Consider the following 25,031-nt stretch of genomic DNA (forward strand, 5'->3'; position numbering starts at 1 on the left):
GGCTCAAGCTCCCTCCAGAGCCTTCCACATTTCGACGTCGCGTTCCGCGGTCCAGATGCGCGGGTGCGAAGTGCCACCGGCCTCGTCATAGGCCCGCGTCACGTCGAAAGGCATGCAGTGGTCGAAGATGACCCAGTGCCCGTACTTGGGCCGCAACGCCGCCATGGTGCGCTGGTAGACGGCCTTCAGCTCCTCGCCGGCCTTCACGCCGGCCTGCACGGCGGCATAGAGCTCGCTGACAAAGGCGCGCGTGCCGTCCAGGCCAGCCGCGACCTGCTCCGCGCCCTTCAGCGCCGGGCCGCGACCGGGCACCAAGGCAGACGCGTTCAGCTTGGCGATCGCCTCCAGCGTGCCCGGCCAGTCCTGGAAATGCGCATCGCCGCAATACGGCGTCGCATCGAACTCGACCAGGTCGCCGCTGAACAGCACCTTCTCCTGCGGCAGCCAGGCCACCGTGTCACCCGCCGTGTGGCCGCGGCCGGGCGAGAACATCTCGACCTTGACGCCTCCCAGGTCCAGGGTGAGGCGGCCAGAGAAGGTCAGCGTCGGCCAGGTCAGCCCGGCAGGCACCGACTCGACGTTGCGGAACAGGCGCGGGAAGCGGCCGATCTCGCTGGCCTTGTCCTGCTCGCCGCGCTCCTGGATGAGGGCCAGCGTCGCCTCGCTGGCGATGACCTGCTCCAGACCTTCGGCCTTGAAGGCCGACGCACCCAGCACGCGCACCGCGTGGTAGTGGCTGAGCAGCACGTATTTGATGGGCACCGCGCTCACCTCACGGATGCGGCGAATCACGTCTGCCGCCATCACGGGCGTGGCCTGGGTGTCGATCACCATGGCCGCATCGCGGCCGATGACGATGCCGGTGTTGGGGTCGCCCTCGGCCGTGTAGGCCCAGGCGTGCTCGGACAGGCGCTCGAAGGTGACCTGCTTCTCTTCCAGGTCGGCTTGCGAGGCGAAGGCTTTCGTTCCGGTCATCGGCGATCTCCAACAGCGAAGGCTGAAATTTAGCCTATTCCAAATTAATTCAGCAATATAGAATTTTTGCCATGAGCGACGCGCAGCCCCCCAGCAAGGAACCGAGAGGCATCCAGAGCATCGAGGTCGGCGGCCAATTGCTGCTGGCGCTGGCCCACCATGGCCGACCGATGGCGCTCAAGGACCTGGCTCGCGAGGCCGGCATGACGCCGGCCAAGGCCCACCCCTATCTGGTCAGCTTCATCAAGCTGGGCCTGGTGGAGCAGGACGGCGGCAGCGGTCGCTACGGCCTCGGGCCGCTGGCCCTGCAGCTGGGACTGATCAGCCTGCAGCAGTACGACCCCGTGCGGCTGGCCACGCCCGTCATCGAGGAGCTGGCCGTGCAGCTCGGTCACACCGTGGCCATCGCGGTGTGGGGCGCGCGCGGGCCGACCATCGTCCGCGTGGCCGAGGGGCCGACGCCGGTACACATCAGCATGCGCCACGGCACGGTGATGAGCCTGGCGGGCACGGCATCGGGCCGGCTGTTCGCGGCCTGGCGACCCGAGGACGCGGCCAACCTGGGCGAACCCCTGCCCGACGCGGATCTCATCGAGGCCGTTCGCCGCGATGGCCTGGCGACGTCGCGCGACGGCGTCGTCGCCGGCGTCAGTGCGGCCGCTGCGCCGGTCTTCGATGCTTCGGGCCGCCTCGTGCTGGCGCTGACGGCGATCGGGTCCAGCCCCAGCTTCGACACGGCGCCGCAAGCTGCACTGATCGCCTCGCTGCAGCAGGCTGCCCGCCTGTTGTCGCGCCGGCTCGGCCACTGAGCAGCACAGCGGCGCGCGCCTGACAGGCTGGCGACAGGCAATTTCCCGACAAACACCGCAAACTATTTTTGCAATCTAGGGACTGCGAATTTGGTGGGGTGCGGGGTGCTCTGTCAGGTCATCTCGCATATTTATGACCCAATCGAAGTCATAAATATTCGAATAGTTCCTGAAAAGCAATATATGGCGGGTCATTTCATTTACATATATTGCTGCATAGATAAGTAATGTGAAGCAGTTTTACCAGTTGGTAAAACGCATCGCGCTCGAACCCGCACAAGCACTTCAGAATCGCCAGAAATCCTTTCTGGATCAACAAGCTAGCGTTCAAAAACGTTCGCTCGCACACAGATTTACGCATCACCCCGAGGATTCCCTAGACACCTGGGGTTTCCACGAGGCCAGAAAATTTGACGGACAGCCAGCGCCCGATCGGGCGCTCTCAAATCGGCTGAATCCGATGGCAAGCCACCCGCTTGCCACGTTTTTTCTGGAGCAGAGATGCATAAGCAAACCAAAGTCGCCGCCGCGGTCCTGTTGACCGTCGGCGGTTTCAGCGCTTGGGCCCAACAGGCCGAGCCGCAACAGATCGAGCGCGTGACCGTCACCGGTTCTGCCATCAAGCGCATCGACGCGGAAACGTCCGTGCCGGTCACCATCGTCAAGATGGCCGACCTGCGCAGCGCCGGCGTGACGTCGGTCGAGCAGATCATGGCCAACCTGACGGCCGTCCAGTCCTCCGTCAACGCGGCCCAGTCCATCGGCTCGGGCAGCGGCGGCGCGTCCTTCGCCGACCTGCGCGGCATCGGCGCCGACAAGACCCTGGTGCTGCTGAACGGTGAGCGCATCGCCAACAACGCGGTCGACGGCTCGGCACCCGACCTGAACATGATCCCGTTCGCGGCCATCGAACGCATCGAAGTGCTGCGTGACGGCGCCTCGGCCCTGTACGGCACCGACGCCATCGGCGGCGTGATCAACTTCATCACGAAGAAGAGCTACAACGGCGGCACCCTCACGCTCGGCTACGACCGGCCCAAGGGCGCCGGCGGCCGCGCCAAGAGCGCCAACGTCGGCGTCGGCTTCGGTGACCTCGCCACCCAGAACTTCAATGTGCTGGCCTTCCTCAGCGTGAAGAAGGAAGACCCCATCGCCGGTGACCAGCGCAACTTCAACAAGCGCATCGTCGGCGGCCTGTCTAACAGCACCGACCCGGCCAACTACACCCAGGACTTCGGCACGCTGTACAACCCGGCGGCTCCGGGCTGCGCTGGCACCTCGCTGATCCCCATTGCTGGCGGCACGCAGTGCAAGATCGTCACGCCCAACTTCGTCGACTTCGCGCCGAAGTCGGACACGGCGTCCGGCATGCTCAAGGGCACGCTGCGCGTCAATGATTCGCTGGAACTGGGCGCCGAAGCCTTCCTGACCCGCAACCGGGTCACGACGCGCATCGCCCCCGTGCCCTACGGCGGCTACTACATGAACCCGACCATGCCCAATGGTCAGCCCAACCCCTATTTCCCCACGGCCCACGTCGATCCGACCTTCGACGACGGCTCGGCGGGCACCAAGCCCTTCAACCCTTCTGCTGCCTTTGCCAACCCGGTGGCCGTGCAGCCGGGCTTCGTCTACGTTCTCTGGCGCGACTTCCCCAACGGCTCGCGCACCCAGATGAACGAGAACAAGCAAAGCCGCATCGTGCTGTCCGCCGACGGCAATGCGATGAACTGGGACTACTCGGTCAAGTTCTCGGCCAACAAGAACACCGTCGACCAGAACCTGACCGGCGGTTACGGTGACGGCGACATGATCGGCGAAGGCCTGCTGGAAGGCGTCATCAACCCCTTCGGCGCCCAAAGCGCTGCTGGCACCGCGCTGCTGGAAAAGGCGGCCCTGAACGGCAAGCTGCAGACGGCCGTCGGCAAGGTCAACATCTTCAAGGTCACGGCCAGCCGCGAACTGGGTGACTGGGTCGGCGCTGGCCGCCCGGCAGCGATCGCTGTGGGTGGCGAGTACCGCCACGAGGACTTCGACTCGCATCCGATCAAGGATTTCGCCCAGCTCGTCTCGGCCTCCACCGGTGTCGATCCGGACGCGACCTCCAAGGGCACGCGCAAGGTCTACGCGGCGTACACCGAAGTCAATGTGCCGATCAACAAGGCCCTGGAGTTGACCGGCTCGCTGCGCTACGACAAGTACAGCGACTTCGGCGACAGCACCAATCCCAAGATTTCCTTCCGCTTCCAGCCCAGCAAGGAAATGCTGTTCCGCGGTTCGGCCTCCACGGGCTTCCGCGCACCGACGCTGTTCGAGCTCTACAGCTCGACGTCGTTCACCAACACGGCCGGCAACTTCAACAACCCGATCAACTGCCCGGGCGGCACGGCCATCCCCGGCGCCTCGCAGGCCAACTGCAATGGCCAGTTCCAGGTCCAGAACGGCGGCAACCCCTTCCTGAAGCCTGAGAAGGCCAAGAACTACACCCTGGGCGCCGTGTTCGAGCCGATGACTGACCTCAGCCTGGGCATCGACCTGTGGGCGATCAAGATCAAGAACGCCATCGCCGTGCTGCCGCAGTCGACGCTGTTCCAGAACTACACGCAGTTCCAGCAGTACTTCCACTTCTCGCAACCTGGCAACCTGCTGTCCATCACCAGCAACTGCCCGGGCCCGAAGTGCGGTTATGTTGAGCAGCTGAACCAGAACCTGGGTGGCACCAACACCAACGGCGTGGACCTGAGCGCCCAGTACCGCCTGAAGTCCGGCGTCGGCCAGTTCGACTTCGCGCTGAACAGCACCTTCGTCAACAAGTACGAGTACCAGGACTACCCGTCGGGTCCCTGGAACCAGAACGTGGGCCGCTACTCCGGCGCCGGTCCGGTCTTCAAGTGGCAGCACAACCTGACGGCGAACTGGGCCTACGACAGCTTCGCCGTGGGTACCGCGGTGCACTACAAGTCGGGCTATCTGGACTTCACCCCGACCAACCGCGTCTCGGCCTTCACCACGACCGACCTGTACGGCAGCTGGTCGCCCATCAAGGGCGCGTCCCTGGTGCTGGGCGTTCGCAACCTGTTCGACCGCGATCCGCCGTTCACCAACCAGGGCGACCTGTTCCAGTCCGGTGGCTGGGATTCGCGCTACGCCAACGCGGCTGGCCGCACCTACTACGTGCGCGGCACGTACTCGTTCTAAGCGCTGCTCGCAGCACGGAACGAAAAGGGGCCCTTCGCAGTCCGTGTCAAAACGGCTGCGATGGCCACCGATAGCAATACGCCCCGAGTTGATCGGGGCGTTTTTGTTTGTGGGCGCCAAATTGATCCACGACGCGGTGCGCGCTACGGCACACATGCTCCGGCCCGATCAACTCGTCCAGCGATACCGGGAACAGGCTGCCCTGATCCCGGCTCTGCCCTTGCAGATAGCCCATATGAACAATGCCCTGCAACTCGCGTTGCAGGGCATTGTCTTCAAGGCTTCAGGTCGGCGTCAGAGTATTGACACGGACTGTTCGGGGCCTCTTTTTCATGTGCGCTAGCCTGCCAGCACCAGGCGGCCTTCGGGATAGCGGGAGCCCATGAACTCGACGAAGGCCTTCACCTTGGGACTGGCCAGTCGCCTCGAGGTGTGGAGCACCCACAGCTCCACGTCCTTGCCTTCCAGAGCTCCCCACTGCAGCAGCTCGCCGCTGCCGAGCTGCTTCCAGACGATGGACTTGGGCACCAGGACCGCGCCCGCGCCCGCCAGCGCCGCGTCCCTGAGCATCAGCATCGACGACAGCCTGAGCACGGGCACGGGCTCGATCAGCAGCCGGCCACCATCCAGGGCCCAAGTCTCGCCGTCACGGTAGGCGCTGACGGCGGCAGCCACGCGGCTGGCGGCCTGGCCCGGCTCCGGCAGGGTGATGGCAGGCGCCGCGACGACCACCAGCCTGTCCTTCGCGAAGCAGCGCCCGACGAGGGCCGTGTCCACGCGCGGGTTGGGCCGGATGGCCACGTCGAACTGCTCGTCGACCAGGTCCACCACACGGTCCTCCCCCACCACCTCCAGCGTGACCTCGGGATGAAGCTGCCGGAATTCGGCCGCCAGCCGCCCCATCGCCAGCTGTGAAAACAGGATGGGCGCTGCCACCCGCAGGCGGCCGCTGACCTTGCCGGGTGCTTCGCGCGCCGACCTGAAGGCGTCTTCCACCTCATGCATGGGCCCTTCGGTCCGACTGAGCAGACGCTGGCCGGCCTCGGTCAGCTCCAGGCCCTTGGCGCCACGCTCGATGAGGCGCACGCCCAGCTGCTCCTCCAGGTCGGCGACCCGCCGCGACAGCGTCGCCTTGGAGCGCCGACTGGCCCGGCTCGCGCGCCCGAAACCGCCATGGGTGGCCACCAGGTTGAAGTCGGCCAGGGCATTCAGGTCCATATGTCCCATATCCAAGACAGATCGTCTTGATTCTGGCGTCTGTGTTTATCGAATGCAACGGCCTATCTTTCGTCCAAGCCCAACCAAGGGCTGACCTCTCCCCCTCAACCCCCTTCACGAAAGTCCATCATGAGCATCCTCGTCATCGGCGCCACCGGCACCGTCGGTTCCCTCGTCGTCCAAGGTCTGGCCCGGCAAGGCGCGCAAGTCACGGCCATGGTTCGCCAGACCGGCGGCCACTCCCTGCCAGCCGGCGTCAACGGCGTCGTCGCCGACCTGACCGATGTCGAATCGCTGCGCCAGGCCATGTCCGGCGTGCGCACCCTCTTCCTGCTGAACGCCCTGGCCGCCGACGAGGTCACGCAGTCCCTGCAGGCCCTCAACATCGCCCGCGAGGCCGGCATCCAGCGCATCGTCTATCTGTCGGTCATCCACGCCGACCTCTACACCGACGTGCCCCACTTCACCGGCAAGCACACGGTGGAACGCATGATCGAAAGCCTGGACCTGCCGGCGACCATCCTGCGGCCCGCCTATTTCATGCAGAACGACGTCAGCATCCAGCCCGTCATCGAAGGCTACGGCGTCTTCCCCATGCCCATCGGCAGCAAGGGCTGCGCCATGGTGGACGTGCGCGACATCGCCGACATTGCCGTGGCCGAACTGCTGCGCCGCGACCGCGCCCCCGAGCCCCTGCCCCGCCTGACGCTGGAAGTCGCCGGCAACGAGGTCTTCACCGGCGAATCGGCCGCTGCCGTCTGGAGCCAGGCACTGAAGCGCGAGATCCGCTACGCCGGCGACGACGTGAAGGCCTTCGAAGCGCAGCTGGCCCAGAACGCGCCGGGCTGGCTGGCCTACGACCTGCGACTGATGATGGACCGCATCCAGCAGCTCGGCCAGATTCCGGCTGCGGGCGCGGCCCGCCGGCTCGAGGAACTGCTGGGCCGCCCCTTGCGCACCTACCAGGCCTTCGTGGCCGAGCGTGTAGCGGCCTAACGCCGGCTGACGAGGGCGATGCCGGCCAGCACCATCAGGCTGCCGGCCACGAAGCTGGGCGCCAGCGTCTCGCCCAGCAGCCGGACGCCCAGCAGCACGCCGAAAAGCGGCGTCAGAAAGGTGAAGGCGCCCAGCCGCGAGGCCAGGTAGCGGCGCAGCAGCCAGAACCAGGTCAGGAAGCTGGCGAAGGACACGACCAGGCTCTGAAAGCCGAGGTGGGCCCAGACAGTGGTCGTCGGCTCGAAGCGCCATTGCCCGGTCAGCCAGGCGCCCGGCAGCAGCAGCAGGAAGGCACCGAGCAACTGGTAGAACAACGTCTCGGTCGCCGGCGCGGCCGCCAGGCGGGTGCAGCGGATGGTGACCGTTGTCGCGCCCATGGCCAGGCCCGCCATCACGGCCAGCATGTCGCCCAGCAGGGCCCAGCCGTCGCGGGCGCCGCCGCCATCGAGAAAGGCCCATGCGATGCCGCCAAAGGCCAGGGCGATGCCGGCCCAGCGGCGCGCATCCAGCCGCTCCGCCGGCAGCCGCCCATGCAGGCCCAGGGCCGTGAACAGCGGCGAGGTGTAGAGGAAGACGACGACGTGCGAGGCCTGGGTCAACTGCAGCGCCACCGCCACCAGCAGGAATTCCAGGGCGAAAAGCGAACCCGCCACCGCGCCGGCCGCCCAGCGGCGGCGATCCAGCGCTTCGCCGTGCCAGCGCATCAGGCCGGCCAGCAGCAGCAGCGCAACGCCGGAGCGCAGCGCGATCATGAGCATCGGGCTGGCCTGACCCGCCACGGCCTTGAGCGACACCTGCTGCAGGCCCCAGAGGCAGCACAGCAGCAGCATGAGGCCGCTCGCGCGGGCATCGAGCGGGCCGGCCGTGAGGGTGAGCGGGCGCGTCGAGACAGCGGGAAAGGCGAGTGCGGCAAGGTACTTCATGGCGCCAATGTGCCGCCCGGCCGAGATTCCGAAAAGCGCATAATTCAGCGCCACAGAATCCGATTTTCGAATTCATGCGCGATTTGCAGATCGACTGGCTGAAATGCTTTGTCGCCACCGTCGACGCCGGCTCGCTGTCCAGTGCCGCCGCCGAGATCCACCGCTCGCAGTCGGCCGTCAGCATGCAGCTGAAGAAGCTGGAGGCGGCCGTCGGCCACCGCCTGCTCGAACGCGATGCGCGCCAGCTGGCCCTCACCCACGAGGGCCAGACCCTGCTGGGCTATGCGCGCCGCATGCTGGACCTGCAGGCCGAGGCCCAGGCGGCGCTGCGCGAGGACGATGTCGCGGGCGTGGTGAAGCTGGGTGTGCCTGACGACTACGCCAGCCGATACCTGACGCCGGTGCTGAAGCGCTTCGCGCCGCGCCATGGCGGCGTCGAGATCCAGCTCGACTGCGAGCAGTCGACCTCGCTGATCCCGCGCGTGGCGAGCGGCGATCTCGACCTGGCCCTGGTCTCACGCGACCACGCGCGGCGCGGCACCCTGCTCTTCCACGAGCCCATGGTCTGGGTAGGCTCGGCGCAGTTCGACGTCTGGCGCCGCAACCCCCTGCCCATCGCGGTCTACGAGGAAGCCAGCCTCGGCCGGCGCAGCGCCATCAACGCGCTGGCCCTGCAGGGGCGGCCCTACAAGATCGTCTACAACAGCTCCAGCCTCGCCGGGCAGATCGCCGCCGTTGAAAGCGGCCTGGCGATCGCCGTGCTGACGCAGTGCAGCGCACCGCCCCATCTGCAGTTGCTGGGCACCGAGCATGGCCTGGGGCCGCTGGAGCCGATGGAGGTGGCGGTCTATCGCAGCCAGGCGTCCAAGGGCAACAAGGCGGTGGACAGCCTGCAGCGCATGCTGGTGGAGACGCTCAGGGCGAGGGCGTGACGCGGATCATCAGCACGCCGTGAGGTGCGACACGGCCGCCGAACTCGCCTGAGATGCCACGCACCTTCTTGCCTGACCAGAGATCGTGCACCTCGGCCTTGAGCTTGGGTGCCAGATCCAGCTGCTCCCACGTCACCTTGATGTCGGCCGGCTTCTCACCACGGTTGAACAGCACCGCCGCCCGGTCGCCACCGACCAGGATCCGCACCCAGACTTCCAGATCACCCTGACGCCAGATACGCCGGCCCTGGCGGCCCAGCGGGTCCTGGTCGACGCGGATGACCTCGGCGTTGGTCAGGATGCGCCGGGTGTCGCCATCCATCTTCGCCATGTCGTTGCCGGCGATCAGCGGCGCAGCCAGCATGGCCCAGATGGAGAAGTGGCTCTCGTACTCCGTCGTCGTCATGCCGCCGTTTCCGACCTCCAGCATGTCGGGGTCGTTCCAGCCATTGGGCGCGGCGTCGGCCCACAGATCGGCATTCATGTCGATGATGTCCAGCAGCCCGTGCGACCACTCCTTCTTGCCCTTCCAGGCATCCCAGATGTCGCCCGTGGTGCGCCACAGATGGCCGATGGGCGGGGCCCAGCGGCCGGGCTGACTCGAACCCCATTCGCAGATGGACAGCACGATGTCGCGGCCCGATTCGCGCAGGGCCTTGGCCATGATGGTGTAGGCCGCTTCGGGGTTGCGCGGGCCGGTGTAGCACCAGTCGTATTTCAGCCAGTCCACGCCCCACTTCGCATATTGGCGCGCATCCTGGAACTCATGGCCGGCGCTGCCCGGACGGCCGCCGCAGGTCAGCGCGCCGGCATCGGAATAGAGGCCGAACTTGAGCCCCTTGCCGTGCACATAGTCGGCCAGGGCCTTCATGCCGGACGGAAAGCGCTCCGGATCGGGCTGAATGTTGCCGTCGGCGTCGCGGCTCTTCTGCCAGCAGTCGTCGATGACGAGATAGGTGTAGCCCGCGGCCTTCATGCCGGAGGCCGCCATGGCGTCGGCCTGCTGGCGGATCAGCTGCTCAGACACATTGCAGGCGAACTTGTTCCAGGAGTTCCAGCCCATGGGCGGCGTGGGCGCGAGATTGGGCTTGGGGGCGTCGAGCTTGAGCGTCTCGTGCGGGGCGGCCTGCACCACGACACAGACGAAAGCCAACAAGGCAAGCGTGCAGCGCAGCCAGATTGCAGTCATCACGGAATCCTTAAACAGTGCCGCGGCGTGCTTCCAGCTCGGCGCGAATCTCGTGCATGCGCTGCTCCGTCAGGAAGTAGCGCGACACGATGTAGAGAGCGACGAGCAGTCCGCAGATGGGGATGCCCGACAGGAAGATGCGAATCAGCAGCAGTGCGTCCTCGCCCTGCACGGGCAGCTTGGCGTCGAAGCCGGTGAACATCAGCACCCAGCCCGAGGCGCCATTGCCCAGGGCCAGGCCAACCTTGGAGATCCACGAGCCGCAGGCCGCGAACGAGCCCTCGCGGCGCTGGCCGCTGGAGAGTTCGTCGTGGTCGATGATGTCGGCCGTAGCCGAGCCATAGATGGTCCAGAAGCCCGCGCCGATGAAGGCCACGCCGCCGCTGGCGAACAGCTGCAACCAGGGCAGCTGCGGGTTGTAGAAGAACCAGTCGCCGATGAAGGCGACGATGCCCAGCACGAGCATGGTCATCAGCGCATTGCGCTTGCCTCGGTGTCTGGCCACCCAGCCGGCGAAGACGATGCCGACCAGGCCACAGACCAGGCCGGCCATGCCCATCAGCGAGTTCCACTTGGTGGCCTCGACGACGTTGCCGCCACAGACGTAGTAGACCGTCGCGTAATAGCCCAGCAGGCCCACCATGGACGTGGCCATGTTGTAGGCCAGCATGGTGCCCAGCATCTGGCGGAAGGGCTTGTTCTTCAGCGTGCGGTAAAGGGTGTCCTTGAAAGGCACGCGCTGCTTCTTCTGCGCCACGACCTTCTCGTAATAGCGCTCCCGCGTCAGCAGGAAGATGGCGACGGACACCACCACCATGATCGCGCCGAGGATGCTGGTGTAGACCTGGGCGCCGAGCAGGATGTCGGGCTTGCCGCTGGCATCGTTGAAGAAGGCCAGGGTCGTGAACTGGGCGGCGACGAACATCGCCAGCTCGGGGATCTTCTGGATCGCGTTCTTCACCGACATCACGCGGGTGCGCTCGTGATAGTCGGGCGTCATCTCCGCACCCAGGCTGTTCCAGGGCATGTTGAAGCAGCTCATCACCGGCACATAGAGGCAGGTGGAGATCAGCATGAAGACGAAGTACTCGCTGTCGCTCCAGCCGCGGCCGACGGCGAACATCAGCGGCAGGCCGATGCCGGCCAGCACGCCGCCGACGAGGATGAAGGGCCGGCGCCGACCCCAGCGACTGCGGGTGTTGTCAGAGATCCAGCCGAACAGTGCGTCCGAGACGGCGTCCACGGCGATCTTCAGGAAGATGACCGTGGAGATCAGGCCCGGCGCCACGCCGAGGAAGACGTTGAAGACGTGGAAGGCCAGCGACTGGTAGAGCCAGTGGCCCCACATGTCGAGAAAGGAGCCGAGGCCGAAGCCGATTTTCTGCGCGGTCGGCACGCGGTCGCTGGCTGCAGTCGCAGGCGCCACCGCCGGTGCGCTCGGGCGGGGCATGGCAGGCACGGCGGCCCCATCGGGATCGGCAAGCACGTCTGTCTCCTCGGCCGCTTGAAGCGACGCTGTTTTAGTAAACAGACAGATTTTCGTTCGATCGCCGATCGAACAAAAGGCGGTGAAACCCTGGGGCCCGTCAGCGCCGTGGCATCAGGCAGCGAAGGCCCTAAGCCGGCTGGCGTTTGGGCTTGCGAGCGGCGGGGGCCGCTGCCACGGGCGCGGGCGTGATCGCCGAGCTTTCGCGCACCACCAGTTCCACCGGCAGCGAGGCATCGTTGGGCGCGATGTCGCCTTCGATGAGGGCCCGCGCCGCGACATTGCCCAGCGCTTCCTTGTCCATCTTCACCGTGGACAGCGGCGGCTTGTTGCGCGCCGCCTCCTCGATGTCGTCGTAGCCGATGAAGCGGATGTCCTCGGGCACGCGCAGGCCCTGCTCCAGGCAGTACTCGATGGCGAACATGGCCGTCGAATCGTTGTAGGCGAAGACGGCGTCCGGCGGCTCGGGCAGGGCCAGCAGGCGGCGCATCGCGTCGCGGCCGGCGTCGCGGTATTCCAGGGCCGGGTCCAGCGTGACTTCGTAGTCGGGGTCGAACAGGCGGCCGGCCTCGAACAGCGCGCGGCGAAAGCCCTTGGCGCGCAGCGAGGTCGAGTAGTGGGCCAGCGGGCCGAAGATGGCGGCGATGCGCCTGGAATGGCCTTCCAGCAGATGGCGCGTGGCCAGCCAGGCGCCGAGCTGGTTGTCGTCGTTGACGCAGCGCACACCGGGGTAGAAGTGGTCCACCAGCACCAGCGGCAGTTCGCAGCGGCGGATGGCCTCCATAGCCTCGGGATCGAAGTAGCCGGCGCCCAGCAGCGCGTCCGACTCGTGGCGGCGCACCTGGCCGGCGACGTCATCGCCCGCCAGCACCGACATGATGCTCAGCGGCACGCCGGCCTCGCGGCAGGCCGTCTCGGCGCCGTGCAGCACATAGGAATAGAAGGGGTTGTTCGCCAGCGAGCCGATGCTGCGGCTGTACAGGAAGAGCATGCGGCGCGGCTTGCCGGTGCGCAGCTTGCCGACGTCATAGCCCATCTGCTGGGCCACGCCCAGCACCTGGGCGCGCGTCTGCTCGGACAACCCGGGCTGGCCCTTCAGCGCCCGCGACACGGTCCCGATGGACACGCCCGCGGCCTCGGCCAATTCGCGAATCGTCACTCCCTTGTCGGCCATTGCCCAAGCTCCCGCTGTTGTTTAGCACCCCGTGCCGGCGGCGATTGTGTCACCGCCCTCCCGCGCTCCCCTCGGACGCCACGCCTGGCAGCGGCCTCGGGGCAAAACCTAGGTTGGCGATTGTTCACTAAACATTTCTTGTTGCATAGAATATTTCGCATGCCCACCTCTCCCGTCGCCGTTCTGGGCGAAGCCCTTGTCGATGAGTTCCACGACGGCCCGGTTGCCGGCGGCGCGCCCTTCAACGTGGCCCGCTCGCTGGCGGCCCTCGGCGCCCCGGCACTGTTCATCAGCCGCATCGCCGCGGACGATGACAACGGCCGCCTGGTGCTGGACAGCGCGCGCCGCTACGGCCTGGACAGCGCCGGCATCCAGCGCGACCTGCAGCGCGCCACCGGACGCGTCAGCGTGCACGAAAGCGCTACTGGCCATCGATTCGAGATCCATGGCGACGCCGCCTGGGACCACATCGATGCCGACGCTGCCCGCCCGCATCTGGCCGAAGCCGCGCCGACGTGGATGTACTTCGGCAGCCTCGCGCAGCGCCAGCCGGCCTCGCGCGCCGCGTTGCGTGCATTGCTCAAGCCCTTCGCCGGCACGCGCTTTCTCGATCTCAACCTGCGCGCCGGCAGCGAGACGCGGCTGCTGGCCGCCGAGTCGCTGATGCTGGCCGACTGGGTCAAGGTCAACGACGAGGAGCTGGCCCAGCTCGCCGGCTGGTTCGACGCCGCCGCCCCGGACGACGCTGGCCGCGCCAGCGCGCTGATGGCGCGCTTCTCGCTGCAGCGCCTGGTGCTGACCTGCGGCGCCAGCGGCTGGCGCTTCTATGCGCCGGGCGGCGCGCTGCTGGCCCAGGGCGCCGGCGTCATCCAGCCGCGCATGGTCGACACCGTTGGCGCCGGTGATGCCTTCACCGCCCTGCTGCTCGCCGGCCTGGCCCTCGATCGCGACCTGCCCGGCACGCTCGCCCTGGCCAATCGCTACGCCTCCTTCATCTGCGGCGTGCGCGGCCCCCTGCCCGCCGACCCCATCGCCCTGCAACCCTGGCGCACTGCCCTGCATGCGCTGCCGACCTCTGCTTGAAGTCTCGACATGGATCTGACCCCGCCCCCCACCTCCCTGGCCGACCTCGTCGCACCGCCCGCCGGCTCGGCCATGCGCCGCCGCGACTTCGTCTTCGGCGCTGGTACCTCGTCCTACCAGATCGAAGGCGCCGCGCATGAAGACGGCCGCCTCGAGTCCATCTGGGACCGCTTCTGCGCCACGCCCGGCAAGGTGCTGCGCGGCGAGAACGGCGACGTCGCCTGCGACCACTACCACCGCCTGGACCAGGACCTCGACATTCTGAAGCGCTTGGGGCTGGACGCCTACCGCTTCTCCATCGCCTGGCCGCGCGTGATGACGCTGGACGGCCAGCCCAACGCCCGCGGCATCGATTTCTACAAGCGCCTGCTCGACGGCCTGTCCGCGCGCGGCATCCGCGCTTTCGTCACGCTGTATCACTGGGACCTGCCCCAGCATCTGGAAGACAAGGGCGGCTGGCTGAACCGTGAGACGGCATATCGCTTCGCCGACTACGCCGACCTGATGAGCCGCCAGCTCGCGGGCCACGGCGATGTGGCGGCCTGGACGACGCACAACGAACCCTGGTGCTCGGCCTATCTCGGCTACGGTGACGGCCACCACGCTCCGGGCAAGGTCTCCACGCGCTGGGCCGCCCAGGCCATGCACCATCTGCTGCTGGGCCATGGCCTGGCCCTGCCGGCCCTGCGCGCCAATGCGCCCCAGGCCCTGCACGGCATCGTCGCCAACTGCGCACCGGGCTATGCCGACCAGGACACGCCCGAGGACCGCGATGCCGCCTCGCTGTTCGAGACCTACCAGAACCGCTGGGTGCTGGACCCGCTGCTCAAGGGCGAGTACCCGGCCGACCTGTGGCGCTACTGGAAGGGCGCCGAGCCGCTGGTGCTGCCGGGCGACATGGACATCATCCGCCGCCCCATCGACTATCTCGGCATCAACTACTACAGCCGCGCCGTGCTGCGTTCCAAAGGCACCGACACCATCGACTGGGTGCGCCATCCCGAGGTCGAGCGCACCACCATGGACTGGGAGGTCTACCCGCAAGGCCTGCAGGACCTCTTCGAGGCCTTCAAGCGCGACTACCCCAACCTGCCGCCGCTCTACGTCACCGAGAACGGCATGTCCAGCCACGACAGCGTGAACGCCCACGGCGAAGTCGACGACCTGCAACGCCAGGCCTACATCAAGGCCCATTTCGCGGCATGCTCACGGGCCATGGACAACGGCGTCAACGTGCGCGGCTATTTCATCTGGTCGCTGATGGACAACTTCGAGTGGGCCTTCGGCTACGAGCGCCGCTTCGGCCTCGTGCACGTCGACTTCGAGACCCAGCAGCGCACGCTCAAGCGCAGCGCCCTGGCCTATGCAGACTTCCTGAAGGAGCGCGCGGCAACGCCATGAACGGCATCCGGCGCATCGTCATCCTGGGTGGCGGCTCCGCCGGCTGGATGGCGGCCGCCGCCCTGACGACGGGCCTGCGCGGCGTCGCCATCGAGCTGGTCGAGTCCGAGGAGATCGGCATCATCGGCGTCGGCGAGGCCACCTTCCCATCGATCCGCCACTTCAACGACATCCTCGGCATTGACGAGGCCGACTTCCTCGCCGCCACGCGCGGCAGCTACAAGCTCGGCATCCAGTTCTGTGACTGGAAACAGCGCGGCGAGCATTACTTCCACACCTTCGGCGACTTCGGCCAACTCGACGGCCCGATGGCGCTGTGGGGCCAGCTGCGGCGCCTGCAGGCCGCTCCGGGCACGCCGCTCGGGGAGTTCTGCCTGCCGACGGTGATGGCGAGCCAGGGCCGCTTCTGTCGCCCGGCCGAAGGCGAGGACAGTCTGGCCTCGCGCTACACCTATGCCTACCACTTCGATGCCACGCTCTACGCCGCCTTCCTGCGTCGGCTGGCCGAAGGCCGCGGCGCGCGGCGCACCGAGGGCCGCGTCGTCGGCGTGGACCGCCACGAGGATGGGCGCGTGCGCGCACTGCGCCTGGCCGATGGTCGCGAGGTCGCGGGCGACCTTTTCATCGACTGCTCGGGCCTGGCCTCGCTGCTGATCGGCCAGACGCTGGAGCAGCGCTTCGTCGACTATGGCCACTGGCTACCGGTGGACCGCGCCTGGGCCGTGCCCACGGAACGCGCACCGGGCGGGCTGGCGCCCTTCACCCGCTCGACGGCCCTGGAGGCCGGCTGGGCCTGGCGCATCCCGCTGCAGGACCGCACCGGCAACGGCCATGTGTTCAGCAGCCGTTTCATCGACGAGGGCCGTGCCCGCGAGCAGTTGCTGGCCCAGCTCGACGCGCCCCTGCTAGCCGAACCGCGGCTGCTGCGCTTTCGCACCGGCCACCGCGAACGCTTCTGGGTCCAGAACGTCGTCGCCATCGGCTTGTCGGCGGGCTTCCTGGAGCCGCTGGAGTCCACCGCCATCTACCTGGTGCACAACGCGCTGGGCCGCCTCATCCCGCTGCTCGGCGAAGCCGACCCTGCCGAAGCGGCTGTCGGCTTCAATGTGCAGCAGCTGCGCCAGTACCAGCGCATCCGCGACTTCATCATCCTGCACTACGCTTTGAGCGAGCGCCGCGACAGCGAGTTCTGGCGCACGCTGACGGGCATGGCCCTGCCCGAGTCGCTGGAATACAAGCTGCATGCCTGGCGCGAGACCGGAACGCTGCACGTCTACGACAACGAAGCCTTCGATGCGGCCAGCTGGCTGGCCATCCACGCTGGCATGGGTCACTGGCCCAAGCGCCGCAGCCCCTGGCTGGACGAGATGCCGGCCGAGCTGGCGGCACGCTATCTGGCCGAGCGCCACCAGGCCATTGCGGCCCTGGCGGCGCGCACGCCCGAGCACGACTGCTATCTGCGCAGCCGCATCGAGGGTCTCTAGACTCGCGCAAACAAGGACCACGGGGACATCGGATGGAGAACTGGGCCAAGCCGCTGCGGCGGGTGGTGATCGTCGGTGGTGGCGCTGCGGGCTGGATGTCGGCCGCGGCGCTCAGCGCCGTGCTGAAACCACCCTACGAGATCCGCCTCGTCGAGTCCGAGGAGATTGGCATCCTGGGCGTCGGCGAGGCCACGATCCCGTTGATCCGCATGTTCAACGGCCTGGCCCGCATCGACGAGGCCGAGTTCCTGAAGGCCACGCAGGGCACATTCAAGCTCGGCATCGAGTTCGTGAACTGGGGCCGTCAAGGCGAGCGCTATTTCCACGGCTTCGGGCGCGTCGGCAGGGAGCCGCTGTGGCCGGTGGACTTCACGCAGTACTGGCTGCGCCTGCGTGCCCTCGGTCGTGCCCAGCCTATCGACGCCTACGTCATGTCCGCGATGGCCGCCAGGGCCAACCGCTTCATGCTGCCCCAGCCGGAGATGCAGAACTCGCCGATGGCAGACATGGGCTATGCCTACCACTTCGATGCAGGGCTCTACGCCAAACACCTGCGCAAGCTCAGCGAGGCGCGCGGCGTGCGCCGCACCGAGGGCAAGGTAGTGCAAGTGCTGCTCAACGAGGAGCCCGGGCCGACGCAGGGCCATGTGCGCGCGGTGCAATTGCACAGTGGCGAACAGGTGCAAGGCGACCTCTTCCTCGACTGCACGGGTTTCGCCGGCCTGCTGACCGACAAGGCGCTGGGTGTCGGGTTCGAGGACTGGAGCCACTGGCTGCCCTGCGACCGCGCATGGGCCGTGCCCAGCGAGAGCACCCAGCCGCTGCTGCCCTACACGCGCGCCACCGCCCACCGCGCTGGCTGGCAGTGGCGCATTCCGCTACAGCACCGCGTGGGCAATGGCCATGTCTATTCGAGCGCGCATGTCAGCGACGACGAGGCAGCCAGCGTGCTGCTCCAGCACCTGGACGGCCCCGCACTTGCCGCGCCACGCCTCATCAAGTTCCGCACCGGCATGCGCGAGCAGGCCTGGCAGCGCAACGTGGTGGCCATCGGCATGAGCGCCGGCTTCGTCGAGCCGCTGGAGTCCACGGCGCTGCACCTCATCCAGATGGGCGTGGCCGGGCTCATCGAAGCTTTCCCGCGCGACGGCTTCGACCCGGCGGAAATCGCCGAGTACAACCGCCGCAGCCGCGAACGCTATGAGTCGGTGCGCGACTTCATCGTGCTGCACTATCACCTCAACCAGCGGCAAGACGGCAGCTTCTGGCAAGCCTGCGCCAACATGGCCATCCCCGACAAGCTGCGCTGGCGCATGGAGCTCTATGCCGCCAGCGGGCGGCTGGTCTACGTCGACACCGACCTGTTCCGCGAACCGAGCTGGTTCGAAGTGATGGAGGGCCAAAACCTGCGCCCGAAGAGCTGGCTGGCATTGGCCGAACTGCAGGGCGTGGAAGAGACGGCAGCCTACTTCAAAGGCGTGTCCGACACGATCGCCAACTGCGTGGCCGCGATGCCGGAGCATGGGGAGTTCGTGCGGCGGTTTTGCCCGGCGACGCCGATGTAGCCGCGGCTGGCCACGCGCTCAGAGGGCCATCGTGATGAACATGACGAGGGCGGCCAGGCCCATGACGCCCGTCGCGATCCAGCCGAGGATCTCGACCGGCCTGGACACCACGAATTGGCCCATCAACGATCGGGAGCGCCCGATCATCAGCATGATGACCATCACCGGCACGGCGATGACGCCATTGATGACGGCGCTCCAGATCAGCGCGGACATGGCGTCGACCTGCAAGAGGCTCAGGGCGGTGCCGAGCAGTGTCGCCGCCAGGATGATGGCGTAGAAGCCCCGGGCATCCTGGAAGCGCTTGGACAGGCCGGCCCGCCAGCCGTAGACCTCGCTGACCGCGAACGCCGCGGAGCCCGCGAGCACCGGAATGGCCAGCAGACCCGTACCGACGATGCCGAGGCTGAAGACCGCGAAGGCCAGGTCGCCGGCCACCGGCTGCAGGGCCGCGGCCGCGTCGGCCGACGACTTCACGTCGGTATGCCCGTGCAGGTTCAGCGCGACGGCTGCCGACAACACGATGCACAAAGCGATGCCGTTGGACATCAGCATGCCGACGAAGGTGTCTTGACGGATGCACTTCAGGTGCGCCTTGACACGTGCGAGCTCGTGGCGCTGGCGCTCGGGAAGCGGATGGCACTTCTGGTCTTCGACCTCCTGCGTGGCCTGCCAGAAGAACAGATAGGGCGAGATGGTGGTGCCCAGCAGGGCGACCACCATGGAGGCATAGTTCTTGAGCGAGCCCGACTCGAGGTGCCGCCACGGCGTTGCCGCTTCGGCGAAGGCACGCGCCCAGGGCACCTTCACGACCAGCACGACGGCCACGTAGGAAAACAGCACGAGCGTCAGGTACTTCAGGATGCGCACGGTCTTCTCGTAGGAGAGATAGACCTGTGCCACCGCGGACAAGGCGCCGAAGCCGACGACATACAGCCACTGCGGCCCGTGCACCAGCAGCCGGGTCGCCTCGGCCATGGCCGACACGTCGGCCGCGATGTTGATGGTGTTGGCGGCGACCAGGGAAAGGACCACGAGCGCGGTGAGCCAGCGGGGGCAGACTTTCGCCATGTTGGCGGCCAGCCCCCGATTCGTGATGTAGCCAATGCGGGCGGAGACCAGCTGGACGGCAATCATCAACGGCGTCGTGATCAGCAGTGCCCATGCAAGGCCGAAGCGGAACTGGGCGCCGGCCTGGCTGTAGGTCGCGATGCCGCTCGGGTCGTCGTCCGCCGCGCCGGTGATCAGGCCGGGCCCGAGCCGCTGCAGCACGTTGGCATCGTCTTCGGCGGGGGCGTCCGACGCGGAGCGCTCCTCTGGTTTGCCGAGGGTGCTCGAGGATCGGGGCGTCGTCGTCATGGTCGTTGCCTGGGCCGCTGCGGACTTGGTGTCGGACAAGGCATGCTGTACCGGCAGCGCCGCAGCCCGTGACGGATGCGCCCTCAGTTACCCGTAGGCGCGCGCTGACCTTAGATCTGGACCCGCGTTCCGAGCTCGACGACCGCGTTGTCCGGCAGGCGGAAGAAGCCGGCCACCCCGCTGGAGTTGCGGCTCAGGGCGGCGAACAGCCGTTCACGCCAGTTCGCCATGCCGCCGCCGGGCGTGGGCACCACGGTCTCACGGCTGAGGAAATAGCTGGTCTCGAAGGGCTGGACCACCAGTCCCTTGGGCTCGCACAGCGCGAGCGCGGCGGGCACGTCCGGCTCTTCCATGAATCCATAGTGGACCAGCACCCGCCAGAAGCCGGCAGCCAGCATCGTCACCTCGACGCGCCGGGCCTCGTCCACCACGGGGTGGTCGTGAAAGGCGACGTTGAGGATGACGTTGGTCTCGTGCAGCACCTGGTTGTGCTTGAGGTTGTGCAGCAAGGCCTGCGGCACGAGCGTGGGGTCGGCCACGGTGTAGACCGCCGTACGCTGCGCGCGATGCGCCCCGCCCAGCGCGAGGCTCTCGATGAAGGGCTCCAGTTCGAGCCCCTCGCTGCGCAGGCTGTCCATCAACAACCGGCGGCCCCGTGCCCAGGTGCTCATCATCACGAACAGCATCAAGCCCAGGGCCAGCGGGAACCAGCCGCCGTCGAAGAACTTGATGGCGCAGCCCGCCACCAGCAAGGCATCCACGGCCAGGAAGAACGCCGTGGCGCCGATGGCAACCGGCGCTGGCAGCCGCCAACCGTCGCGGACGACGAAGAAGGTCAGCACTGTCGTGATGAACATCGTCAGCGTCACGGCAATGCCATAGGCACCGGCAAGCGCCGACGAACTGCCGAACATCAGCACGGCACCGATGACACCGGCCAGCAGCGCCCAGTTGACCGCCGGCACATAGATCTGGCCCGACTCGCTGGCCGAGGTGTGGCGCATCGTCAGGCGCGGCAGGAAGCCCAGCAAGATGGCCTGCTTGGTCATCGAAAAGGCGCCTGAGATGACGGCCTGCGACGCGATGACCGTGGCCAGCGCGGCCAGGCCCACCATGGGCAGCACCAGCGCATTCGGGAAGAGGCGGAAGAAGGGGTTCTCGATGGCACCGGGGTCACCCATCAGCAGCGCGCCCTGGCCCAGGTAGTTCAGGGCCAGGGCCGGGAACACCAGGCCCGTCCAGGCCAGCCGGATGGGCTTGACGCCGAAATGACCCATGTCGGCGTACAGGGCCTCGGCGCCAGTCAGCGCCAGCACGATCGCGCCGACCGCGGCGAACAGATGCCAGCCGCGCTGGCTGAGGAAGGCCCAGGCCTCCAACGGATTGAGGGCCGCCAGGATCTGCGGCTGGCTGGCGATGTGGAGGCCTCCGACGGCGGCGAGCACGCCGAACCACAGCACGATGACCGGGCCGAACACCTTGCTGACCGCCGCCGTGCCGAAGCGTTGAACCACGAACAATCCCACCAGGATGGCCGCCGAAAGGGGCAGCACATAGGGCTTCAGCGTGGGAGTGACGATCTCCAGGCCTTCGATGGCGCTCATCACCGAGACGGCCGGCGTGATGACGCTGTCGCCGTAGAACAGCGTCGCGCCGAACAGGCCCAGCAGCAGCAGGCCGTTGCGCAGCCGCGGCCGCTGCTGCACGGCATGCGCGGCCAGAGCGGTCAGCGCCAGCGCGCCGCCTTCGCCACGGTTGTCGGCACGCAGGATGAGGATGACGTACTTGAGCGTGACCACCAGCATCAGCGCCCAGACGATGACCGACGTGGCGCCGACAAGGTTGTGAGCGTTCAGCGCGACGCCGGTGGCCGGCAGGAACACTTCCTTGAGGGTGTAGAGGGGGCTGGTGCCGATGTCGCCATAGACGACGCCGATGGCACCGAGCGTCAGGGCGGCCAGGCCGCTGCGTTTGTTGTCAAGGCTCATGCGGTGAGGACCCGGAGGGGATACCGCAGTTTCCAGGGTTTCGTATCAAGAACTTATCAAGATGGACAGATGGCCACCAATCAAAAGGGCACCGCAAGCGGTGCCCTTCTCTCTCGTTGAAGCCGGGTCGCCCCGGCCCCATGGCTTCGTCAGAAGCTGTACTGCGCGCTGAGGCGGTAGCCGCGGCCCGACGTGAAGTAGTTGTGGCCGATCATGCCGATGTGCTGCTGCATGATCTGCTTGTACGTCTTGTTCGTCAGGTTGGTGGCATCGAAACCCAGCGACAGATCGTCGCCGACCTTCACGTGCAGGCCGGCATCGACCTGGCCATAGCCGTCCGCCCACAACGGCAGGCCGACGGGCAGGTTGTGCTGGCCGTAAGTGGCACTGCCCGGGTTGGTGTCCAGCGCGTTGGTCTGGTTCGGGCCGGTGTTGTCGGAGTTCAGCGCCACGCCGTAGAGATATTTGCCGCGGTAGTTGTAGGCGATGCGGGCAGAGATCGGTCCACGGTCGTAGAGCAGCGCGATGTTGAAGGTGTTCTTCGACAGGTTGTCCAGCGGCATGTCGCCGAAGGAGCGGCCGTCGGTGTCGCAACCGTTGATGTACAGGTTCAGGTTGTCCTGGCCGGCGCCCGGCGAGCAGTAACCCGTGTACACCGCGTTGTAGCGCTTCACCTTGCTGTCCACATAGGTGTAGTTCGCCTGCAGGCCCAGGCCCTGCAGCAGCGAAGGCAGGCCTTCGAAGTACTGCTGATAGGAAAACTCCAGGCCGCGCGCATAGCCCTTGGCCCCGTTGACCGGACCGTTCAGCACGAAATTGACCGGTTTGCCGTTGGCGTCGTTGACCGTGCGGTTGAAGGCCTGGTTGACGATGATGTCCTTCAGGTTCTTGTTGAAGAGGGCCATGGTGACCGAGCCGTTCTTGGCGAAGTACCACTCGGCGGTCAAGTCCTCCTGGTCGGAGCGGATCGGCTTGAGCTCGGGGTTGCCGCTGGCCGTGCCGGTCAGGTTCACCTTCTTGACGTTGGGCGGCACGCTCTGCGCATCCACCTCGATGGTCTGGTTCATCTGCAGGAAGCCCTGCATCTGGCTGAACTGCGGACGCGCCAGTGCACGCGACGCAGCGAAGCGGAATTGCAGGCTTCCGTCCGCCGTGGCCTTGTACTTCAGGTTCAGGCTGGGCAGCCAGTCCGTGAAGCTCTGGTTGAAGTTCTGCTCCTTGGCGAACGGCGTCAGCTGCGGCACGGCCAGGCCGACCGCACCGGCCGGGGCGGCCTGCGTGGTCAGGATGGTGTAGCCGTCGGCTTCGTTCTTGGTGCGGACCACGCGCAGGCCGACGTTGCCGTCGACGGGCAGGCCGACCTCATCGAAGGAAAAACGCAGTTGGCTGTAGGCCGCCGTGGTGGTCTCGGCCTGAGTGTTGCGGCCGGCCGGATCGGTGCCGAAGGACGTGGGATGCCAGGCACCGCCGCCCTGGATGCTGTTGGCCTGCTGCGCGCAGCCCGCGCCGTCCCACCCCGCCGTCTTCGCAAAGGCCGAGCATTCGTTCAGGTAGAGCTGGTGCAGCTTGTTGTAGCTGTTGGGCCAGTCGAAGGCCACCGAAGCGGCCGGGAAATACAGCGACGGCAGGTTGGCCTTGCCACCGCCCATGAAGTCGCCGTAGGTGTTCTTGTAGGTGGGAATGTCGGGGGCCTTGGTGATGTAGGCCAGGTCGCCGATGTTCCAGCCCACCTGCCAGGCGTGCGTGATCGTCGCCCAGTTGTAGCTCGGGTTGCTGTTGATGGTCTCGGCATCGCGCTTGGCGATGCGCACGCCGACGCGCAGGTCGTTGAGGATCTTGTTGTCGTGGAAGACCCAGCGCGCATCGCCCTTCCAGGACTTCTGCGTTCCCTTGCCCTTGTCCAGGTGGTCCATCATCATGGCCCAGTAGTACTTGCTGGGGTCGTTGAGGATGGCCAGGTCGCTGGCATCGAACACCAGGCGCGGCATGGAACCGGTGTAGTCCACCTGCTCCTTGGGCAGCGACACGGCGGTGCCCACCGTGGAGTCGAAGTTGTTGGTCTTGGAGCGGATGTACTGGAAGTCAGACGTCAGCGTGAGCTGCTCGTTGACCTTGCCGGCGATCTTCCAGGCCAGCTCGTCGGTCTGCGAATTGCGCTTGGAGTAGCGCGTCTGGTTCTCGACCTCCAGGCCGTCGTACTGGCCGTTGCCCAGCGGCTTGCCGGTCAGGGTGCCCTTGGTCAGCACGCCATTGGTGTCGTAGACGCCGTTCAGCACGGTCACGTTGTAGGGGTCGACCTGGGCGCTGACGTTGTTCTCGTTCCAGTTGAACTTGAACTTGGAGCGGAAGAAGGTCAGCGACGACTCGACGTCGTTCTTCTTCCACTGCAGCGCACCGTAGAGGCCGTCACGCGTGCGGTCGTAGAACTGCTGCTTCCACGACATGTCGCGCGAGAACCAGGTCTTGCTGTCCGGCGTGGCCTTGTAGAACGGGTCCAGCACCAGGCCGTCGGTACGGTTGGAGCTCAGCGAGTGGGCCACGTCGATCAGCGCGCCGACCTTGCCCAGGTCGGTGTTCCAGGTGTTGGACAGCAGGCCCGAGATGCTGGGCTTGTTCTTCTTGGCCAGGCTGTTGCGTGCAACGTCGACCGAGATCGAGCCCTTGAAGCCGGGGAAGTCGAAAGGCATGGCCGTGCGCAAGTTCACCAGGCCGCCGATGGCGCCTTCGATCTGCTCGGCCGAGGGGTTCTTGTAGACGTCGACGCCCTGCATCAGCTCGGGCGGCACGTCCTCGAAGCCCAGGGTGCGGCCCTGATTGGCGCTGAAGGTCTCGCGGCCGTTCAGCGTCGAGCTGACATAGGTCAGGCCGCGGATGTTGACGCCCGAGCCTTCGACCGAGAAGTGCACCGGGTCGTTGGAGGCCGACACGCGCGACATCGTCGCGCCGACGATGCGCTGCAGCACCTCGGACACCGAGCGGTCCGGCAGCTTGCCGATTTCGTCGGCCACCACCGAGTCGACGATTTCGTCCGACTCCTGCTTGAGCTTCTGGGCCGAGGCCAGGGCTGCCCGCCGCCCCGAAACGACCACCGTCTCCAGGGCCTGAGGGCCTTTGTCGGCCGCCGGCGTCGCCGCCGCGGCGGGAGCTGGCGTGTTCTGCGCCAGCGCCGGTGTGGCTGCCCAGACCAGCGCCTGAACGGCGGCCAGGGACAGCGTTGTCCTCTTGAAATGTCTCATCCTATTTGCTCCTCT

The 25,031-nt window shown here is 66.8% G+C and carries 17 protein-coding genes; 8 read left to right on the plus strand and 9 right to left on the minus strand.

The features are described 5' to 3' along the window. Positions 1-3: 3 nt before the first annotated feature. Entirely contained in the window at positions 4-975 is a 972-nt protein-coding gene (locus tag AC3WOE_RS19935) for an MBL fold metallo-hydrolase (RefSeq protein ID WP_492692896.1), read from the minus strand. A gap of 71 nt (positions 976-1,046) precedes the next feature. Here AC3WOE_RS19935 and AC3WOE_RS19940 point away from each other — a divergent pair, with 71 nt between their 5' ends. Both AC3WOE_RS19940 and AC3WOE_RS19945 read left to right on the plus strand, forming a co-directional pair. After that, positions 1,047-1,784, plus strand: coding sequence for an IclR family transcriptional regulator (locus AC3WOE_RS19940; RefSeq protein ID WP_492692898.1), 738 nt, complete (start codon positions 1,047-1,049; stop codon positions 1,782-1,784). 501 nt (positions 1,785-2,285) lie between these two features. Continuing rightward, on the plus strand, positions 2,286-4,982 hold the full coding sequence (locus AC3WOE_RS19945) for a TonB-dependent receptor (protein WP_492692899.1): 2,697 nt from the start codon (positions 2,286-2,288) through the stop codon (positions 4,980-4,982). 339 nt (positions 4,983-5,321) lie between these two features. Here the strand turns inward: AC3WOE_RS19945 and AC3WOE_RS19950 are convergent, their stop codons facing one another. Next, positions 5,322-6,200 carry a LysR family transcriptional regulator gene (locus AC3WOE_RS19950; protein WP_492692901.1) on the minus strand — a complete coding sequence of 293 codons (879 nt, stop codon included), beginning with the start codon at positions 6,198-6,200 and terminating at the stop codon, positions 5,322-5,324. Between the two features lie 129 nt (positions 6,201-6,329). On the opposite strand from AC3WOE_RS19950, the gene AC3WOE_RS19955 reads away from it, so the two are divergent. Continuing rightward, positions 6,330-7,196, plus strand: a complete 867-nt coding sequence (locus AC3WOE_RS19955) for an NmrA family NAD(P)-binding protein (protein WP_492692902.1) — start codon at positions 6,330-6,332, stop codon at positions 7,194-7,196. On the opposite strand, the gene AC3WOE_RS19960 is transcribed toward AC3WOE_RS19955, so the two are convergent. Next, positions 7,193-8,026 carry a DMT family transporter gene (locus AC3WOE_RS19960; protein ID WP_492693136.1) on the minus strand — a complete coding sequence of 278 codons (834 nt, stop codon included), beginning with the start codon at positions 8,024-8,026 and terminating at the stop codon, positions 7,193-7,195. The genes AC3WOE_RS19955 and AC3WOE_RS19960 overlap by 4 nt on opposite strands. A gap of 167 nt (positions 8,027-8,193) precedes the next feature. Between AC3WOE_RS19960 and AC3WOE_RS19965 the strand changes: the two genes are divergently transcribed. Next, positions 8,194-9,051 (plus strand): LysR family transcriptional regulator, encoded by an 858-nt coding sequence (locus tag AC3WOE_RS19965; RefSeq protein WP_492692904.1) that lies wholly within the window; start codon positions 8,194-8,196, stop codon positions 9,049-9,051. On the opposite strand, the gene AC3WOE_RS19970 is transcribed toward AC3WOE_RS19965, so the two are convergent. The 3 genes from AC3WOE_RS19970 to AC3WOE_RS19980 form a co-directional block, all read right to left on the minus strand. Further along, positions 9,035-10,240 (minus strand): glycoside hydrolase family 27 protein, encoded by a 1,206-nt coding sequence (locus AC3WOE_RS19970; RefSeq protein ID WP_492692905.1) that lies wholly within the window; start codon positions 10,238-10,240, stop codon positions 9,035-9,037. The two genes, AC3WOE_RS19965 and AC3WOE_RS19970, sit on opposite strands and share 17 nt — an antisense overlap. Before the next feature lie 10 nt (positions 10,241-10,250). After that, a complete protein-coding gene (locus tag AC3WOE_RS19975; protein ID WP_492692907.1) occupies positions 10,251-11,726 on the minus strand; it encodes an MFS transporter in 1,476 nt (491 codons plus the stop codon). 130 nt (positions 11,727-11,856) lie between these two features. Then, on the minus strand, positions 11,857-12,900 hold the full coding sequence (locus AC3WOE_RS19980; RefSeq protein WP_492692909.1) for a LacI family DNA-binding transcriptional regulator: 1,044 nt from the start codon (positions 12,898-12,900) through the stop codon (positions 11,857-11,859). A gap of 159 nt (positions 12,901-13,059) precedes the next feature. Here AC3WOE_RS19980 and AC3WOE_RS19985 point away from each other — a divergent pair, with 159 nt between their 5' ends. Genes AC3WOE_RS19985 through AC3WOE_RS20000 form a run of 4 tightly spaced genes read left to right on the plus strand, consistent with a single transcriptional unit; the run spans position 13,060 to position 18,433 of the window. Further along, on the plus strand, positions 13,060-13,983 hold the full coding sequence (locus AC3WOE_RS19985) for a PfkB family carbohydrate kinase (protein WP_492692910.1): 924 nt from the start codon (positions 13,060-13,062) through the stop codon (positions 13,981-13,983). A 9-nt stretch (positions 13,984-13,992) separates the two neighbouring features. After that, on the plus strand, positions 13,993-15,384 hold the full coding sequence (locus AC3WOE_RS19990) for a GH1 family beta-glucosidase (RefSeq protein ID WP_492692911.1): 1,392 nt from the start codon (positions 13,993-13,995) through the stop codon (positions 15,382-15,384). Next, positions 15,381-16,868: a tryptophan halogenase family protein gene (locus AC3WOE_RS19995; RefSeq protein ID WP_492692913.1), complete on the plus strand. Its 1,488-nt coding sequence runs from the start codon at positions 15,381-15,383 to the stop codon at positions 16,866-16,868. Before AC3WOE_RS19990 ends, AC3WOE_RS19995 begins: the two co-directional genes overlap by 4 nt. A 32-nt stretch (positions 16,869-16,900) precedes the next feature. Then, positions 16,901-18,433: a tryptophan halogenase family protein gene (locus tag AC3WOE_RS20000; protein WP_492692915.1), complete on the plus strand. Its 1,533-nt coding sequence runs from the start codon at positions 16,901-16,903 to the stop codon at positions 18,431-18,433. Positions 18,434-18,451: 18 nt separating this feature from the next. Here AC3WOE_RS20000 and AC3WOE_RS20005 read toward each other — a convergent pair whose 3' ends face one another. The 3 genes from AC3WOE_RS20005 to AC3WOE_RS20015 all read right to left on the minus strand — a co-directional run bounded on the left by AC3WOE_RS20005 (position 18,452) and on the right by AC3WOE_RS20015 (position 25,016). Then, positions 18,452-19,792, minus strand: a complete 1,341-nt coding sequence (locus AC3WOE_RS20005) for an NRAMP family divalent metal transporter (RefSeq protein ID WP_492692917.1) — start codon at positions 19,790-19,792, stop codon at positions 18,452-18,454. 110 nt (positions 19,793-19,902) lie between these two features. Continuing rightward, positions 19,903-21,780: a potassium transporter Kup gene (locus AC3WOE_RS20010; RefSeq protein ID WP_492692918.1), complete on the minus strand. Its 1,878-nt coding sequence runs from the start codon at positions 21,778-21,780 to the stop codon at positions 19,903-19,905. Positions 21,781-21,929: 149 nt separating this feature from the next. Then, the gene (locus tag AC3WOE_RS20015; RefSeq protein WP_492692920.1) at positions 21,930-25,016 is read right to left on the minus strand and encodes a TonB-dependent receptor; all 3,087 of its coding nucleotides are present in this window, start codon (positions 25,014-25,016) and stop codon (positions 21,930-21,932) included. Positions 25,017-25,031 lie beyond the last annotated feature (15 nt).

Source organism: Roseateles sp. FW305-36 (genome assembly GCF_058787015.1).

Bases quoted from the DNA above. Each gene is read 5' to 3' on its own strand.
- AC3WOE_RS19935 (WP_492692896.1), bottom strand. From the start codon at position 975: ATGACCGGAACGAAAGCCTTCGCCTCGCAAGCCGACCTGGAAGAGAAG.
- AC3WOE_RS19940 (WP_492692898.1), top strand. From the start codon at position 1,047: ATGAGCGACGCGCAGCCCCCCAGCAAGGAACCGAGAGGCATCCAGAGC.
- AC3WOE_RS19945 (WP_492692899.1), top strand. From the start codon at position 2,286: ATGCATAAGCAAACCAAAGTCGCCGCCGCGGTCCTGTTGACCGTCGGC.
- AC3WOE_RS19950 (WP_492692901.1), bottom strand. From the start codon at position 6,200: ATGGACCTGAATGCCCTGGCCGACTTCAACCTGGTGGCCACCCATGGC.
- AC3WOE_RS19955 (WP_492692902.1), top strand. From the start codon at position 6,330: ATGAGCATCCTCGTCATCGGCGCCACCGGCACCGTCGGTTCCCTCGTC.
- AC3WOE_RS19960 (WP_492693136.1), bottom strand. From the start codon at position 8,026: ATGCTGCTGCTGTGCTGCCTCTGGGGCCTGCAGCAGGTGTCGCTCAAG.
- AC3WOE_RS19965 (WP_492692904.1), top strand. From the start codon at position 8,194: ATGCGCGATTTGCAGATCGACTGGCTGAAATGCTTTGTCGCCACCGTC.
- AC3WOE_RS19970 (WP_492692905.1), bottom strand. From the start codon at position 10,240: ATGACTGCAATCTGGCTGCGCTGCACGCTTGCCTTGTTGGCTTTCGTC.
- AC3WOE_RS19980 (WP_492692909.1), bottom strand. From the start codon at position 12,900: ATGGCCGACAAGGGAGTGACGATTCGCGAATTGGCCGAGGCCGCGGGC.
- AC3WOE_RS19985 (WP_492692910.1), top strand. From the start codon at position 13,060: ATGCCCACCTCTCCCGTCGCCGTTCTGGGCGAAGCCCTTGTCGATGAG.
- AC3WOE_RS19990 (WP_492692911.1), top strand. From the start codon at position 13,993: ATGGATCTGACCCCGCCCCCCACCTCCCTGGCCGACCTCGTCGCACCG.
- AC3WOE_RS19995 (WP_492692913.1), top strand. From the start codon at position 15,381: ATGAACGGCATCCGGCGCATCGTCATCCTGGGTGGCGGCTCCGCCGGC.
- AC3WOE_RS20000 (WP_492692915.1), top strand. From the start codon at position 16,901: ATGGAGAACTGGGCCAAGCCGCTGCGGCGGGTGGTGATCGTCGGTGGT.
- AC3WOE_RS20005 (WP_492692917.1), bottom strand. From the start codon at position 19,792: ATGACGACGACGCCCCGATCCTCGAGCACCCTCGGCAAACCAGAGGAG.
- AC3WOE_RS20010 (WP_492692918.1), bottom strand. From the start codon at position 21,780: ATGAGCCTTGACAACAAACGCAGCGGCCTGGCCGCCCTGACGCTCGGT.
- AC3WOE_RS20015 (WP_492692920.1), bottom strand. From the start codon at position 25,016: ATGAGACATTTCAAGAGGACAACGCTGTCCCTGGCCGCCGTTCAGGCG.